Consider the following 15,509-nt stretch of genomic DNA (forward strand, 5'->3'; position numbering starts at 1 on the left):
GGTGAACTTGCCGGCCGCCATCCCCATCCTCCAATCGCTGGCCTTCGGGCTGGCGGCGATTACGGGCGGGCTGGCAGCGATACGTAACGTGTCGCTGGCGCGGCTGGCGTCGCGCCAGCTGGATCCGCAGCGCTGGTGGCAGACCAACAGCGCGCGTACCGCAACCCGGCATGCCACGGCTCCGCTTCGCTGGGCCATTGCAGCGCTGATCATTGGCGCGCTACTTCCGAAACTTTTCCTGATGCTGGCGGCCGCATGATTCTGTTCTTCGCCCTGTGCTTCGTCGGCCTGGCCGTCGCAGGTCTGACCGCGCTGCTGATCTTCTGGCCGCTGACCCTGGTGCACCTGCGCGACCGCCATCCGCAGGCGCTGGAAAGCTTCGGCGACCCGGCCTTCATCAGCCCCGTGGCATTGCGCTGGTTGCTGGCGCGCCATTACCGCAGCTACCGCGACAATGCGCTGTCCGGGTTGGCCACGCCCGCCTGGCTCTCGCTGCTCACCATCTTCTTCGGCCTGGGCATGGCGGCCCTGCTCGGCCTGCTCTCCAAGGTTCTGACATGACGACTGCTGCACCGGATACCGACCTCGATCGCGATCAATGGTGGCTGGCCACCATCGGCCGCACCCTCATCTGGGCGCGCTTGCGCATCAAGGCCGCCGGCACCGCCGAGGTGCTGGACAGCGACGGCAAGACACTGGCCTACGACAGCGAAGACAGCGCGCGTGCCGCCCTGTTCGACGCCGAATTCGTGGCGCTGGACGGGCTGGACGAAGAAGATGCGTTGATCCGCGGCTTCTCGCTGCACGAGATCACGCCACCGCGAGGCGACGACGACACCGACCTGCGCGAACGCATGGTGGTGAACATGGGCGGCCGCGCCTGAGATGTACGCACCGCGCGCCTTCGCCCGGACCGATCTGGCGCTGCTGGACCGCCTGCTGGCGCGCGACCCGTTCGTCACCCTGATCAGTCCAGGCGACGACGGTGTCCCGGCGATCTCGCACCTGCCGGTGCTGTACCGTCGCGATGGCGAGGCCGTCACCATCGAGGGGCATTGGGCGCGCCCCAATCCGCAGGCCCGCGCCACTGGCGATGCGGTAATCGTGGTGCACGGGCCGCACGCCTATGTGTCGCCGAACTGGTATCCGGACAAGGAGGCAGCTGCGCGCGTGCCGACCTGGAATTACGCCGTTGCGCATCTGCATGGCGAATGCAGCCGGGTGGAGGACGAGCAGGCCCTAGGTGATCTGATCGGCCGCATGAGCCGTCACTTCGAGCAGCGCGTCGGCAGCGACTGGCAATTCGAGATGGAACGCGACAGCCATCGCCGCCAGTTGCGCGGCCTGGTCGGTTTTCGCTTCGTCCCCCGCCGTATCGAGCTCACTTTCAAGTTGAGCCAGAACCACCCGGCGGCCAATCAGCGCAGCGTCAGTCAGTTCCTGGCGCAGCAACACGACCAAGCCTCGCACGCGATCGGAGCGTTGATGCAGGCGGCAGTGGATGCCGATACGACACGCTGAGACAACCTCGGCTGCGCACCTGGACGACTATCGCCAGACCGCCGCGCCGCGTCGGCCACATCCGAGCGCACGCTGCAGCGAATCGACGGATGTTCGGCAGGAGCACGCGAGCGAGCTTGTCATACGCTCACCAGGGACTATCGGTTCCGGACTGATTTAGCCATCGTAGATGCTGGTGTTCGCAATGGTGCAGATGGCGATGCGGCGCCGCGACGGGTACGTGCGTCCAGCGCGTGGTACGCACGTTAGACGGAGCCGTGGCGAACCGTACCGCACTGAGCCCAGAGGCACCGCCTCTGCGCCGAGTCCGGCACCGGCCAGAATGAACATCACATTGCAGCCCAGCGCGCTGCCTGAGGACATATCCTTAACTGGCAGATGCGCCCTTGCAACCACCTCAGGGCATCCGCTCGAACAGCGTCGTATCGCGCTGACCTCTCACAACAAGCGCGAGCTCTGCACTGCCATCGGCGCGGATCCGCAGACTGGCCTGGCCATCGCTGAGCTGACGGCAATAGCCCCTATCGTTAGCCACAATCCAGGCATTCAACGCGTCTGCAGAACGCCCGGCATAGCGCAATTCCACCTGGCAGTCGCGAGGGGCGCCGTAGCGCAGGCGACCGAGCACGTCTCCCGGGCGGATTGTGGTCGCCACGATCTCCAGCTGTGCGGAGATCAGGCCCGCCCCGCGCCAGCGCCCGGCTTCCGCCAGCCCTGCGCTGCTCTGGTCCAGGACAACGATCAATGGCGAGTCGCGGCCTTGCAGCGTGAGTTGCATGCGGGAGCTTGCACCATCGGACACCTGAAGCTGGGCACGCCCACCGGCCAGCGCATCGCAAAACCTGCCGCCATTGCGCGACGACAGCGCGTAGCCGTCCGGCTGCGCACGTAGCTCAAGCGCGCAGTTGAAGGGAGGGCCGAACCGCAAGTCTGCCGTCTGTATGCCGTCGGCTCCCGTCGCGCGCCCGCTCAGGCGGACATAGACCGGGCCGGCGCTGGTGCTTGAGGACAGGATGCCGCGCCAGTCACCGGCCGGTATGCCGTCAACCGCAGCAGCCTGTACTGCAGTCAGCGAAAGACAAAAGGCCAATGCCGAGGTGACGCGGAAGATGTGACGTTGACCTTGACCAGACATGGGAAAGCTCCGATAGGAAGTTGGACGGCATGGAAAGCCCGATCGAGCTACTGCTCAGCACGCCACTTGTAGCAGTCACCAGAACGGCAGCCAAGCCTATGATGAAGATGGATCGCCGCCGGCACCGAGACCGCCGACAAAGATCTGTATGCAAGGCGGCCACATCGGTTGCCAGCCGCTCGGCTACCGCACGGGCATCGGCGTCTGACAACAGCGACCTCCTGGCACCGTGCCGAGACCGGACAGTGGCACGTCCACGGACGGATGAAGCGGCCACTGCTTCAACGCAATGCCATCAAACCAAGCACGCCACGCGGACATCGCTTCATTGATCGCCGATTTTCAGCGAGTGCAAAGGCGTACGGCGGCAAGGAGATCCCGCGGGGCTGCTGGATGGTTGAAGTCAGCCATCGGCGCCCCCGGTCGAGCGATCTGCGGCGCCAGTGTCCGCATCAATGCAATGGCTGGACATTCGCCGTTGCCGATACTATCGAGCCTGAAAGCTGATTCGTTCCGGCTCCGTCAGGAGCCACCACAACCGCGTTTTCTGGAATACTGCCCACATGAACGAACTCAACCATCTGCTAGACAACAACCGCGCCTGGTCAGAGCGTATCCGTCGCGAAGATCCGGAATTCTTCTCCAAACTGTCCACCCAACAGACGCCCGAGTACCTGTGGATCGGCTGCTCGGACTCGCGCGTGCCGGCCAATCAGATCATCGACATGGCGCCGGGCGAGGTGTTCGTCCATCGCAACATCGCCAATGTGGTCGTGCATACCGATCTGAACTGCCTGTCGGTGATCCAGTTCGCGGTCGATGTGCTCAAGGTCAAGCACATCCTGGTAGTCGGCCACTACGGCTGCGGCGGCGTGTTCGCCAGCCTCACCCAGAAGCGGATGGGCCTGGTGGACAACTGGATCCGTCACGTCACCGACGTGGCCGACAAGCATGAAACCTGCCTGCACGACGCGGGCGACCTGCCGGTGCAGCATGCACGCCTGTGCGAGCTCAATGTGCTGGAACAGGTGGTCAACGTCTGCCGCACCACCATCGTGCGCGATGCCTGGGACCGTGGCCAGGCGTTGTGCGTGCATGGCTGGGTGTACAGCCTGCGCGATGGGCATGCGCACGATCTGGGCATGTCCATCGATCGCCCGGAGCTGCTGCAGGAGCGTTACGACGCCGCGCTGGCGCAGATCCAAGCCGATCACGCCGAACGCTGAGTCGCCGCCGCACGCATGGTCCACCGCGGCGCCCACCGGCGCCGCCGGTTGGCTATGCTGGACGTCTTCTTTGCCGAGGAACGTCGATGCTGGTCCCGCCGATCAACCTGCATGCCTGGATCGCGCAGCACCGCCACCTGCTCAAGCCACCGGTGGGCAACAAATGCATCCAGCAGGACGGCTTCATCATCATGATCGTCGGCGGGCCAAACGCGCGCACCGACTATCACTACGACGAAGGCCCGGAGTGGTTCTTCCAGCTCGAAGGCGAGATGGTGCTGAAGGTGCAGGACGAGGGCGTGGCGCGCGACATTCCGATCCGCGCCGGCGAAATCTTCCTGCTGCCGCCGAAGGTGCCGCATTCGCCGCAGCGTGCCGCCGGCTCGGTCGGCCTGGTCATCGAGCGCGAGCGCCTGCCCAACGAGCGCGACGGGCTGCAGTGGTATTGCGCGCACTGCAATCACAAGCTGTACGAGGCGATGTTCCCGCTGCGCAATATCGAAACCGACTTCCCGCCGGTGTTCGATCACTTCTACCGCTCGCCCGCGCTGCGTACCTGCACCCGATGCGGGCAGGTGCACCCTGCGCCCGAACGATATGCCGCGGCTGGCGACTGAGTGGGCGGCAGGCCTGACGCGAAGCGGGCGTGCGCCGTGACGTGCCCGGGACAGGGCATGATCAACCGCATTCCTGAACCGCCCGGATCTGGCGTACGCAGGCAGCCGCCGAGTCAGCTCCCTCCACTGGCACCACAGCCGCCGGCACCATGCTGCGCGCACTGATCGACCTGAAACCGCGCGATGTGCCGCTGCGCGTCGCCTTGCGCAATACGGCGGCGGTCGTGCTGCCGCTGGCCGTCGGCGTCGCCACCGGGCATGTCGCCGCCGGCCTGGCGGTGTGCAGCGGCGCGCTCAACACCATGTTCTCCGATCAACCCGGCCCGTACCGCGCACGCCTGCAGCGCATGCTGATGGCCGCGCTGGCCGCGGGTCTGGCGGCCTTGCTGGGCGTGTGGGTCGGGCACGACACGCCGGCCCTGGTGCTGGCCGGGCTGCTGCTCGGCCTGGGTGGTGGCCTGCTGGTGGCACTGGGCCCGGTGGCGGCGCGGGTCGGCCTGACCAGCATGATCCTGCTGGTGGTCAGCGCCGACATGCGGCTGCCGGTCGACCAGGCGCCCGGCGTGGCGGCGCTGATCTTCGCCGGCGGCCTGCTGCAGGTGCTGCTGGCGCTGGCGGCCTGGCCGTTGCAGCGCTACCGGCCGGAGCGTTTCGCGCTGGCCGAGCTGATGCGCCAGCTGGCCGGCATCGCCCGGCAACGTCCGGAGGCCAGCGCGGCACCGCCGGCCACCCAGGAAGTGCTGGATGCGATGGTGATGCTGCATGGCGAGCACCGCTCGCGCGCGATCGCCGTGCAGAGCTTTCGCATCATCGCCGAGCTGTGCGATCGCGTGCGGCTGGAGCTGCTGTCGCTGGCCGACGCCGACACCCGATTGAGCGAGTCGCAGGCGCGCCCGGCGATCGAACGGGTACTCGAACGCAGCGCCATCGTGCTGGACCAGCTGGCGCATGCGATGACGGTGGGCGAAGACCCGGAGGCGGCCGCTGCCTCGATGACCGGATTCGACGATCTGATCGCCGCGATGGCGCAGATCCAGCACGACAATGCCGACACCCGCGAGCGCCGGTTGGTGCGCGTGGCGGTGGCGCGTGCGCAAGGCCTGGGCGGGCAGTTGCGAGCGTTGATCCGCAATGCGCACTGGGCCAGCAGCCGCGGCGATATCCAGGCGCAACTGGCCGAGGCGCGGTTACCGGCCGCGTTGCGGCCGGCAGCCAGATGGGCCACCCTGCGCGCGAATCTGAATCTATCCTCGGTGGCGTTCCGGCATGCATTACGCTGCGGCGTGTGCCTGGCACTGGCCATCGCCGTTCAGCGCTGGCAGCAGATTCCGCACGGTTTCTGGATTCCGATGACCACCGCCATCGTGCTCAAGCCGGATTTCGGCGGCACCTTCAGCTTCGGCGCGCTACGCGTGGCCGGCACCTTCGTCGGACTGCTGCTGGCCACCTTGCTGGCGCACCTGGCGATGGATGGCGCCAGCATTCGCCTGGCCTTGCTGGCGCTGTTCTGCCTGGGGTTCCGTTTGCTGACCCAGGTCAATTACGGCATCGGCGTGGCCTTCCTCACCGGCATGCTGGTGCTGCTGCTGTCCTTCGAAGGCGTCACGCCCGGCGAAGCGGTCGGCGCGCGCCTGCAAGCCACGGTGGCCGGCAGCACGCTGGCGCTGATCGCCTATGCGCTGTGGCCCACGCGCGAACGTCGGCATATCCGCGCCGCGCTGGCGCAGTTGCTCGACGCCTATCGCGAGCACCTGCACAACCTGCTGCTGGGGCGGATGGACCACCTGGGCGACAGCCGCGCTGCGGCGCGCGTGGCGCGTACCAACACGCAGGCCTCGATCGAACGCCTGCGTGGCGAGCCGCGCAGCCGGCGCAACCTGCAGGAGCTCAAACTCGCTGAGTCGCTGCTGGCCAATGGCAACCGGCTGATCCGCGCCACCCTGCTGCTGGAAGCGGTGCTGCGCGATGGCCATACCTTGCCCAGGCTGGATGCGCTATCGGCGTTTGCCGATCGCGCCGACCAGGCCCTGGCCGAGCTCATTACCTGCCTGGTCGACGGTGGCACGCCGGCCGCAGCCACCTTGCGCAGCGCCGAGCGCACGCTCTCCGAAGCGCTGGCCGCACTGCCCGACAGCTCGCCCGCCAGCGCCGCCCTGGCCGATACCATCGACCGCGTCACCGACAGCATCGGCACGCTCACCCATCTGCTGCGCCCCGCGCGAGCGATCTCGACAGAAACATCCGCAGCGCATGACGGCGTCCACGGAGCCGGCGGGTAAACTGCCGCATCGCTACAGACCACTGCCAGCCCGATGACCACCGACCCACTGTCCCGCTCCCATGCCGCAGCGCTGGATGCCGCCGACCCCTTGCACGCGCTGCGCGATGCCTTCGTTTTCCCGCAGCATGCCGGTGCGGACCAGACCTACTTCGTCGGCAATTCGCTGGGCCTGCAGCCCCGCGATGCGCGCGTCATGGTGGACGAGGTACTCGATCACTGGGGCGCGCTGGCGGTGGAAGGCCACTTCACCGGCCCGACCCAATGGCTGACCTATCACCAGCTGGTGCGCGACGGGCTGGCGCGCGTGGTCGGCGCGCAACCCGGCGAAGTGGTGGCGATGAACACCCTCAGCGTCAACCTGCACCTGATGATGGCCAGCTTCTACCGCCCGACTGCCGAGCGCGGCGCGATCCTGATCGAGGCCGGTGCCTTCCCGTCCGATCGCCACGCGGTCGAATCGCAGCTGCGCCTGCACGGGCTGGATCCGGCCACGCATCTGATCGAAGTGGAGGCCGATGAAGCCAACGGCACGTTGTCGATGGCGGCCATTGCCGATGCCATCGTGCAGCACGGTCCGCGCCTGGCGTTGGTGCTGTGGCCGGGTATCCAGTACCGCACCGGGCAGGCATTCGATCTGGGCGAAATCGCGCGGCTGGCGCGCGCGCAGGGCGCCGCGGTGGGCTTCGATCTGGCCCATGCGGTAGGCAACATCCCGCTGACCCTGCATGACGATGGCGTCGATTTCGCGGTGTGGTGCCACTACAAGTATCTCAATGCAGGCCCGGGCGCGGTGGGCGGTTGCTTCGTGCACGCGCGGCATGCCAACAGCGAGCTGCCGCGCATGGCGGGATGGTGGGGGCATGAGCAGCACACCCGCTTCCGCATGGACCCGCAGTTCGTCCCCTCGCCCGGCGCCGAAGGCTGGCAGCTGAGCAATCCGCCGGTGTTGGCGCTGGCACCGCTGCGCGCCTCGCTGGCGTTGTTCGACCAGGCCGGCATGGCCGCATTGCGGGCCAAGTCCGAACGGCTGACCGGCCATCTGGAGCAGTTGATCCATGCGCGTTTGCCGCAGGTGCTGCAGATCGTCACTCCGGCCGAACCTGCGCGGCGCGGCTGCCAGCTGTCCTTGCGCGTGGTTGGCGGGCGCACGCAGGGGCGGGCGTTGTTCGAGCATCTGCGTTCGGTCGGCGTACTCGGCGACTGGCGCGAACCGGACGTGATCCGCATCGCGCCGGTGCCGCTGTACAACCGTTTCAGCGATCTGCACACCTTCGTGGAACAGGTCGAAGCCTGGGCCGCGGCCTGAGCGCTCAGGCTGACTGCACCGCCACCACGCCGCACGGCCGGCGCGCGGAATCGCTGCAGGTCAACGTACACTCCGAGCCCGCCCACGGCTGATGCCAGGGCGGCCGTCATTGCCAGCCGTTGTCTTCCCCCTTTTCGCCGGCGCTGCGTCCGGCTGCTGCCGGACATTGCATTGAGCCCAGTTTCCCCCCGCTCCCTGACCCTGATCGGCGCCGGCCTGGCCGGTTGCCTGCTGGCCATCCTGCTGTCGCGCCGCGGCTGGCAGATCACCATGTACGAGCGCCGTGGCGACCCGCGCATCAAGGGTTACGAGTCCGGCCGCTCGATCAACCTCGCACTGGCCGAACGCGGCCGCCACGCACTGCGCCAGGCCGGTGCCGAAGAGGCGGTGATGGCCAAGGCGGTGATGATGCGCGGACGCATGGTGCACCCGATCGGCGCAGAGCCGCAGCTGCAGCGTTACGGCCGCGACGACAGCGAGGTGATCTGGTCCATCCACCGCGCTGCATTGAACGTTGCGCTGCTGGAGCTGGCCGAACAGGCCGGCGCACGCGTGCACTTCCATCGCCGCCTGCACACGGTGGACTTCGATGCCGGCTACGCGCGCTTCATCGACGACCGCGACGACCAGCCGCACGAGATCCACTTCCAGAGCCTGATCGGCAGCGACGGGGCCGGCTCGGCACTGCGCGCGGCGATGCAGCGCAAATCGCCGCTGGGCGAGCGCATCGAATTTCTCGATCATTCGTACAAGGAACTGGAAATTCCGCCGTTGCCCGATGGCGGCTTCCGCATCGAGCGCAATGCGCTGCACATCTGGCCGCGCGGGCGCTACATGTGCATCGCGCTGCCCAACGACGGCGGCACCTTCACCGTGACCCTGTTCCTGCCCAACGCCGGCGACCCCAGTTTCGCCACCACCCGCACCGGCGAAGAAGCCCACGCCCTGTTCGCCCGCGATTTTCCCGACGCGCTGCCGCTGATTCCGCAGCTGGAAGAACACTGGGAAGAACATCCGCCCGGCCTGCTCGGCACCCTGACCCTGGAGCGCTGGCACCTGGACAGCCGTGCGCTGCTGATCGGCGACGCCGCGCATGCGATGGTGCCCTTCCATGGCCAGGGCATGAACTGCGCATTCGAAGACTGCGTGGCATTGGCCGAGCAGATGGATGCGCACGACGACATCGGCAGCGCGTTCGCCGCATTCGAGGCCGCACGCCGCGACGATGCCTCCGCGATCCAGCAGATGGCGCTGGAGAACTATCTGGAAATGCGCGACCGCGTGGGCGATGCCGACTTCCTGCTGCAACGCGAACTCGAACAGCAACTGCAGGCGCGCTGGCCCACCCGTTTCGTGCCGCACTACACCATGGTCACCTTTCTGCGCACGCGCTATTCGATCGCGCTGGCGCGCAGCGAGATCCAGCGGCAGATCCTGGTCGATGCCACGCGCGGGCATCGCGACCTGTCGCAGATCGATTGGGCCGCGCTGGAAACGGTGGTGCATGCGCGCCTGGAGCCGCTGGAGGGCGCGCACTGAAACAGGCGCCTGCAGCGTGTCGCGCGCGGCGGCACAGCCGCGCCTCAGCGTGCGGACCCGGCGATGAGGGATACTAGCGGCCACTGGCGGCGCATACGCCGTGCGCCGCGGATCCGGATGTCGCCACCGCATGCCTGAGAGCTTTCTCTTCTACGACCTGGAAACCTTCGGCCAGGACCCACACCGCACCCGCATTGCGCAGTTCGCCGCCGTGCGCACCGATGCGCAGCTGCGCGTGATCGAAGAACCGATCAGCTTCTTCGTGCAGCCTGCCGACGATCTGCTGCCCTCGCCCTACGCCACCATGGTCACCGGCATCACCCCGCAGCACGCGCTGCGCGAAGGTGTGAACGAGGCCGAAGCGTTCGCACGGATCGCCGAGCAGATGATCCGCCCGCAGACCTGCACGCTGGGCTACAACTCGATCCGCTTCGACGACGAATTCGTGCGCTGCGGCCTGTTCCGCAATTTCTACGACCCGTACGAACGCGAGTGGCGCGGCGGCAATTCGCGCTGGGACCTGCTGGATGTGCTGCGTCTGGTGCATGCATTGCGCCCCGACGGCATCGTCTGGCCACAGCGCGAGGATGGCGCCACCTCGTTCAAGCTGGAACACCTGGCCGACGCCAACGACGTGCGCGAGGGCGAGGCGCATGAAGCGCTGTCCGACGTATACGCCACCATCGGCATGGCGCGCAGGTTTCAGCAGCACCAGCCCAAGCTATGGGACTACGCATTGCGCCTGCGCGACAAGCGCTTCGCCGCCACCCTGCTGGATGTGATCGCCATGCAGCCGGTGCTGCACATTTCCCAGCGCTATCCCGCCTCGCGCCTGTGCGCGGCGGTAGTGTTGCCGCTGACCCGGCATCCGCGCATCGACAGCCGGGTGATCGTGTTCGATCTGGAAGGCGATCCGGAGGTGCTGCTGCGGCTGAGCCCGGATCAGATCGCCGAGCGCCTGTACATCCGCGCTGCCGATCTGCCCGAGGGCGAGCAACGCATCCCGCTGAAGGAAGTGCATCTGAACAAGTCGCCGGCACTGGTCGCCTGGCAGCATCTGCGCGAGGCCGATCTGCAGCGCCTGGGCGTGGACCGGGCGGCGGTACTGGCCAAGGCCGAGCGCCTGCGCGCACTCGGCCCGACCCTGGCCGAGAAGGTGCGCCAGGTGTATGCGGGCGAGCGCAGCGCCGATGCGGCGGGTAACGACGCCGACGCCTCGCTCTATGACGGTTTCCTTGCCGAAGGCGACAAGCGCCTGCTGAGCCAGGTGCGCGCCAGCGCACCGGCCGAACTGGGCGCACTGGAAACGCGGTTTCGCGATCCGCGCCTGATCGAGCTGCTGTTCCGCTATCGCGCGCGCAACTGGCCGCACACGCTGTCGATCGCAGAACTCGATCGCTGGAATGCCTACCGCCGCCAGCGCCTGCTCGACGACCGTGGCCTGGGCGAACTCACCCTGGAGCAGTACCACGCGCAGATCGCGGATTTACGGCTTGCTCACCCCGACGATGCTACCAAGCAAGCCCTGCTCGACCAGCTCGCCGCCTGGGGCTCGGATCTCCAACGCACGCTATGACCACCTATTTTTCCGACGCCAGTTTCAAGTTCCTGCGCGCCCTGGCCCGCCACAACGACAAGACCTGGTTCAACGACCACCGGCATCAGTACGAAGCCCATGTGCGTCAGCCATTCCTGCAGCTGATCACCGATCTGCAGCCGGCGCTTGCGCAGGTGAGCGAACACTATCGCGCCGATCCCAAGACCCAGGGCGGCTCGCTGTTCCGCATCTACCGCGACGCACGCTTTTCCAACGACAAATCGCCGTACAAGACCTGGCAGGGCGCGCGCCTGTTCCATGCGCGCCGGCGGCAGGTGCCGGCGCCGTCGTTCTATCTCCATCTGCAACCGGGCGAGAGCTTTGTCGGCGCAGGTCTCTGGCATCCCGAGCCGGACACCCAGCGCAAGTTGCGCCAGTTCATCTTCGACAATCCCGGCAGCTGGAGGGCCGCCGCGCACAGCCCCACGCTGCGCCGCAAGTTCGCGTTGGACGACAGCGAAAAACTGGTGCGCGCACCGCGTGGTTTTCCCAACGACTTCGAGTTCATCGACGATCTCAAGCACCGCAACTGGGCCTACCTGCGCCATCTGGACGACAGCATCATGACCGGGCCGCGCCTGCGCCAGACCATCGAGGCGGACCTGGTCATCCTGGCCCCGTTCGTCGATTACCTGTGCGCGGCGCTGGATCTGGAATTCTGATGCGGCAGGCGAGGCAAGCCGTCGCAGGCCTGCAGTTGCCACGCGTCATCGGCAACGCCCATCGCGCCCGGAGGCGCGGCTACCGGCATCCCGCGGCTGCTCGAGTGCCGGGCGAAAAGTCGGTAGCCAGCCCCACGTCCTCCCGCAGGCGCGCACCCGGGCGCGAGCTGGCGTTCGCGGTGACGCGGGATCGCCTGCGCGATTCACTCCACGCCTGCATCGGCCGGCTGCGCGCCGACACCTCCCACACGGCAACCGGGTGCGAACGATGAAGAAGCGTTGGTGGCTGTTGCCGTTGGCAACGGTGGTATTGCTGGCCGGCTACGTGATCGCCGGGCCGTATCTGGCCATCCGCGGCATCAGCCAGGCCATCGCCGAGCGCGATGCCGCGCGGCTGGAGCGCTACGTGGATTTTCCCAGCCTACGCGTCAACCTGAAGGCGCAGCTGGACGATTATCTGGTGCGTCAGGCCGGCAGCGGCCTGCAATCGAGCCTGTTCGGCGGCTTCGCCCTGCAACTGGCCAGCGGCATCGGCGGTGCGGGCGTGGATACCCTGGTCACGCCGCTGGGCATCGGCGCCGTGCTGCAGGGCCATCACGTGTGGAATCGTGTGACCGGCGACACCGTCAGTGCCGACACCTATGCCGCGGCCGCACCGGCGCGCCCGCTGCAGGACGCCAACCAGCGCTTCGAATCCATCCGCCGCTTCACCGCCACCACGCAGACCGCGGCCGGCGCGCCGGTGGTGTTCGTGCTGACCCGCCAGGGCCTGCGCTGGCGGCTGACCGATATCCGGCTGCCGCTGACCGATACGGCAACGGCGCCCACACCGTAGCGCGCGGCGCAGCGGCTGCACGTGCCGCGCTGTGGCGGCGGCGCGCCGGTTATGAAAACCGCCAGGCCCGTTGCTGCCAGGCCGCCTGCAGCCGCCGCATCGACGGGCGCAGCTGGCGACGCGCCATCCACGGCAACGGCGCCAGCGCCTGCTCCAGCGGTGCCGGCGTCCCTCGTCTGGTCCAGGCGAACGCGATCTGGTTGCGCAGATCAGGCTCGGGCAAGACCAGCACCAGGCCGTCGAAGAGCGTGCGCAGCTGCCCCAGATGCTCGGCGATCGGCACATCGTACAGATTGAATGCCAGCACCCCGCCTGGGCGCAGCGCGGCCCGGCACTGTGCGTAGAACTCCGGCGTACACAGCGCCGGCGGAATGCCGTCGGCGTCGTAGGCGTCCAGCAGCAACAGGTCGTAGCGCCCGGCGCGGCTGGCGATCCACTGCGCCCCATCGCCCAGCGTGATCTCCAGCCGCGCGTCGTCGCGCGGCAGCACGAATGCATCGCGCAACGCCAGCACCTGCGCATCGGCTTCCACCGCCTCGATGCGTGTGCTGGGCAGGTAGCGGTGGCAGAACTTCAGCTGCGCACCGCCGCCTACGCCGATCAATCCGATGCATGCCGGGCGTGGCTGCAGCCACAGCGCTGCCAACATGCTGCGCGTGTACGGCAACACCAGCCGATGCGGTGCCCAGCGCGACATGCGGGTCTGCACCGTGTCGTCGCTGAAGGACAGTTCGAGCTTGCGCCAGGTGCGCAGCAGCCCGGCACGCGCCGGCGGCCGTGGCCCCTCGCTCATGCCTGCGGCGGGTCGTTGGCCACCCCGTGCGGCACATGTCCGGCCGCCACGTGCTGATGCTGGCGTGCGCTGTCGATGTTGTGCTGGGAGTCGTCGAAGAAGATGTCTGCGCCAAACGCCTGCAGGAACGGGCCCTTGTGCCGTCCGCCGAGAAACAGCGCCTCGTCCAGGCGCACTCCCCATTCGCGCAGGGTGCGGATCACCCGTTCGTGCGCCGGCGCCGAGCGCGCGGTGACCAGGGCAGTCCGGATCGGCGACGCTTCGCCGGGCGGAAACGCGGCCTGCAGGGTATGCAGCGCCGACAGGAAGTTGCGGAATGGCCCGACCGACAGCGGTTCGCGCGCACGCTCGCGCTCGTGCCGCCCGAACGCCTCCACGCCCTGCTCGCGCGAGATACGTTCGCTCTCGTCACCGAAGATCACCGCATCGCCGTCGAAGGCGATACGTAGCTGCGTGGACAGGCGGCTTTCGTCGTTGTCGGCGATCGCCGCGGCGGCCTCGGCGCGCTCGCCGGGCGCGCGCGGCATGATGGTCGCCGCAGCGATGCCGTGGGCCAGCGCGCGGCGCACCGATTCCGGATTGGCGGACAGGAACAGATCGGTGCCGAACGGCTTCACGTACGGCCAGGTCGGCTCGCCAGAGGTGAACGTGGCGCGCACGATGCCCAGGTTGTAGTGCTGGATCGAGTTGAAGATGCGCAGGCCGGTATCGGCCGAATTGCGCGACAGCAGGATCACTTCCACGCGCGGGGTTTCTTCCGGCGCACCGTGGTTGAGCGCCAGCAACTTGCGCACCACCGGAAAGGCCACACCCGGCTGCAGGATGTCGTCTTCGTGCTCGCGTTGGAATGCCGAATACGCCTCCACCCCGCTGGCCTCGAACAAGGCATGGCCTTCCTCGAGATCGAACAGCGCGCGCGAGGTCACTGCGACGGTCAATAACCTGGGGGAGTTGTCGGGCATTGGAAAGGCCGGGATTGGTGATTGGGGATTCGGGATTGGTCTGGCGCGGCGATCGGGAACGGGAAATCAGGCGTTGCACGACCCGCGCCGCATGCTAACGCGTCGGCGCGACCGCAGGCAGACGGCATCGCGTGCCGTGCCGTTGTCATGATCAATCCGAATCCCCACTCCCGAATCCCCGCCGTCAAACCGCAAACTGCTCGCTGAAGATGCGCTCTTCCAGGTTGTGCTCCGGGTCGAACAGCAGGGTCACGCGGCGCTCGCTGGATTCGCGAATGGTCACTTCCACCACATCGCGAATCTCGTGCGAATCGGCGGTGACGCTGACCGGGCGCTTATAGGGATCGAGCACGCGGAAGCGTACTTCCGTATCGGCCTTGAGGATGGCGCCGCGCCAGCGCCGCGGGCGGTATGGCGCGATCGGGGTCAGCGCCAGCGTATGCGAGCCCAGTGGCAGGATCGGCCCGTGCGCGGAGTAGTTGTAGGCCGTACTGCCGGCAGGCGTGGCTACCATCACGCCGTCGCCGATCAATTCGGCGATGCGGGTCTGGCCGTTGAGATCAACGCTCAGATGCGCGGCCTGCCGGGTCTGCCGCAACAGCGACACCTCGTTGTAGGCCAGCGAGCCGGCGCTGGTGCCGGACTCGGTCTGCACCAGCATTTCCAGCGGCCGCAAATGGGCCGGCTCGGCACGTTGCAGGCGCGCCAGCAAATCGTCCTCGCCATCGCGGTACTGGTTCATCAGAAATCCCACCGACCCCAGCTTCATGCCGAACACCGGCTTGTCGGCGGCGCCGTGGCGATGCAGGGTCTGCAGCATGAAGCCGTCCCCACCCAGCGCGCAGACCACATCGGCCATCTCCAGCGGATGGTCGCCATAGCGCTGCACCAGGCGGGCGCGCGCGTTCATCGCAGGCTCGGTGGGGCTGGCCAGGAAGGCGATACGGGGTGATGCGGTCATCGTCGACTCCAGTACATGCGAGCCAGCATACCGCAGCGCCGTCATGGGCTCACTGCGCTGCGCTCCGCCCTCGC

General features: G+C 67.5%; 16 protein-coding genes and 1 pseudogene. 12 read left to right on the top strand and 5 right to left on the bottom strand.

Going from position 1 to position 15,509, the window contains the following annotated elements; genetic code table 11:
* Position 1: 1 nt before the first annotated feature.
* The 4 genes from LL964_RS14740 to LL964_RS14755 are packed head-to-tail and all read left to right on the top strand — an operon-like array spanning position 2 to position 1,521.
* Positions 2-259, top strand: coding sequence for a hypothetical protein (locus tag LL964_RS14740; RefSeq protein ID WP_104587884.1), 258 nt, complete (start codon positions 2-4; stop codon positions 257-259).
* Complete coding sequence (locus tag LL964_RS14745) at positions 256-561, top strand: hypothetical protein (protein WP_104587885.1); 306 nt, start codon at positions 256-258, stop codon at positions 559-561. The genes LL964_RS14740 and LL964_RS14745 overlap by 4 nt, the downstream gene beginning before the upstream one ends.
* On the top strand, positions 558-884 hold the full coding sequence (locus LL964_RS14750) for a hypothetical protein (protein ID WP_104587886.1): 327 nt from the start codon (positions 558-560) through the stop codon (positions 882-884). Before LL964_RS14745 ends, LL964_RS14750 begins: the two co-directional genes overlap by 4 nt.
* Before the next feature lies 1 nt (position 885).
* Positions 886-1,521: an FMN-binding negative transcriptional regulator gene (locus LL964_RS14755; protein ID WP_104587887.1), complete on the top strand. Its 636-nt coding sequence runs from the start codon at positions 886-888 to the stop codon at positions 1,519-1,521.
* A gap of 397 nt (positions 1,522-1,918) precedes the next feature.
* Here the strand turns inward: LL964_RS14755 and LL964_RS14760 are convergent, their stop codons facing one another.
* Positions 1,919-2,656 (bottom strand): hypothetical protein, encoded by a 738-nt coding sequence (locus LL964_RS14760; protein ID WP_104587888.1) that lies wholly within the window; start codon positions 2,654-2,656, stop codon positions 1,919-1,921.
* A 183-nt stretch (positions 2,657-2,839) separates the two neighbouring features.
* Positions 2,840-3,029, bottom strand: a pseudogene (locus LL964_RS20170) (hypothetical protein); the annotation flags it as partial.
* Between the two features lie 190 nt (positions 3,030-3,219).
* Here LL964_RS20170 and can point away from each other — a divergent pair.
* The 8 genes from can to LL964_RS14800 all read left to right on the top strand — a co-directional run bounded on the left by can (position 3,220) and on the right by LL964_RS14800 (position 12,719).
* Positions 3,220-3,882 (top strand): carbonate dehydratase, encoded by a 663-nt coding sequence (gene can / locus LL964_RS14765; RefSeq protein ID WP_104587889.1) that lies wholly within the window; start codon positions 3,220-3,222, stop codon positions 3,880-3,882.
* 86 nt (positions 3,883-3,968) lie between these two features.
* Positions 3,969-4,499, top strand: a complete 531-nt coding sequence (locus LL964_RS14770; RefSeq protein ID WP_104587890.1) for a 3-hydroxyanthranilate 3,4-dioxygenase — start codon at positions 3,969-3,971, stop codon at positions 4,497-4,499.
* 149 nt (positions 4,500-4,648) lie between these two features.
* On the top strand, positions 4,649-6,778 hold the full coding sequence (locus tag LL964_RS14775) for an FUSC family protein (protein ID WP_104587891.1): 2,130 nt from the start codon (positions 4,649-4,651) through the stop codon (positions 6,776-6,778).
* A gap of 33 nt (positions 6,779-6,811) precedes the next feature.
* A complete protein-coding gene (gene kynU / locus LL964_RS14780) occupies positions 6,812-8,086 on the top strand; it encodes a kynureninase (protein ID WP_104587892.1) in 1,275 nt (424 codons plus the stop codon).
* A 171-nt stretch (positions 8,087-8,257) separates the two neighbouring features.
* The gene (locus LL964_RS14785; RefSeq protein WP_104587893.1) at positions 8,258-9,625 is read left to right on the top strand and encodes an FAD-dependent oxidoreductase; all 1,368 of its coding nucleotides are present in this window, start codon (positions 8,258-8,260) and stop codon (positions 9,623-9,625) included.
* A 130-nt stretch (positions 9,626-9,755) separates the two neighbouring features.
* Positions 9,756-11,201, top strand: a complete 1,446-nt coding sequence (sbcB, locus tag LL964_RS14790) for an exodeoxyribonuclease I (protein WP_104587894.1) — start codon at positions 9,756-9,758, stop codon at positions 11,199-11,201.
* Positions 11,198-11,884 (top strand): DUF2461 domain-containing protein, encoded by a 687-nt coding sequence (locus tag LL964_RS14795; protein WP_104587895.1) that lies wholly within the window; start codon positions 11,198-11,200, stop codon positions 11,882-11,884. Before sbcB ends, LL964_RS14795 begins: the two co-directional genes overlap by 4 nt.
* Positions 11,885-12,152: 268 nt before the next feature.
* Positions 12,153-12,719, top strand: coding sequence for a DUF2939 domain-containing protein (locus tag LL964_RS14800; RefSeq protein WP_104587896.1), 567 nt, complete (start codon positions 12,153-12,155; stop codon positions 12,717-12,719).
* Positions 12,720-12,768: 49 nt separating this feature from the next.
* Here the strand turns inward: LL964_RS14800 and LL964_RS14805 are convergent, their stop codons facing one another.
* From LL964_RS14805 to LL964_RS14815, 3 genes are all read right to left on the bottom strand, one after another.
* A complete protein-coding gene (locus LL964_RS14805; RefSeq protein WP_104587897.1) occupies positions 12,769-13,512 on the bottom strand; it encodes a spermine/spermidine synthase domain-containing protein in 744 nt (247 codons plus the stop codon).
* Positions 13,509-14,474, bottom strand: coding sequence for a 5'-nucleotidase (locus LL964_RS14810; RefSeq protein ID WP_104587898.1), 966 nt, complete (start codon positions 14,472-14,474; stop codon positions 13,509-13,511). The genes LL964_RS14805 and LL964_RS14810 overlap by 4 nt, the downstream gene beginning before the upstream one ends.
* Before the next feature lie 184 nt (positions 14,475-14,658).
* The gene (locus LL964_RS14815) at positions 14,659-15,435 is read right to left on the bottom strand and encodes an NAD kinase (RefSeq protein ID WP_104587975.1); all 777 of its coding nucleotides are present in this window, start codon (positions 15,433-15,435) and stop codon (positions 14,659-14,661) included.
* Between the last annotated feature and the right edge of the window lie 74 nt (positions 15,436-15,509).

This window comes from Xanthomonas melonis, from assembly GCF_020783655.1.
Taxonomy (GTDB): domain Bacteria; phylum Pseudomonadota; class Gammaproteobacteria; order Xanthomonadales; family Xanthomonadaceae; genus Xanthomonas; species Xanthomonas melonis.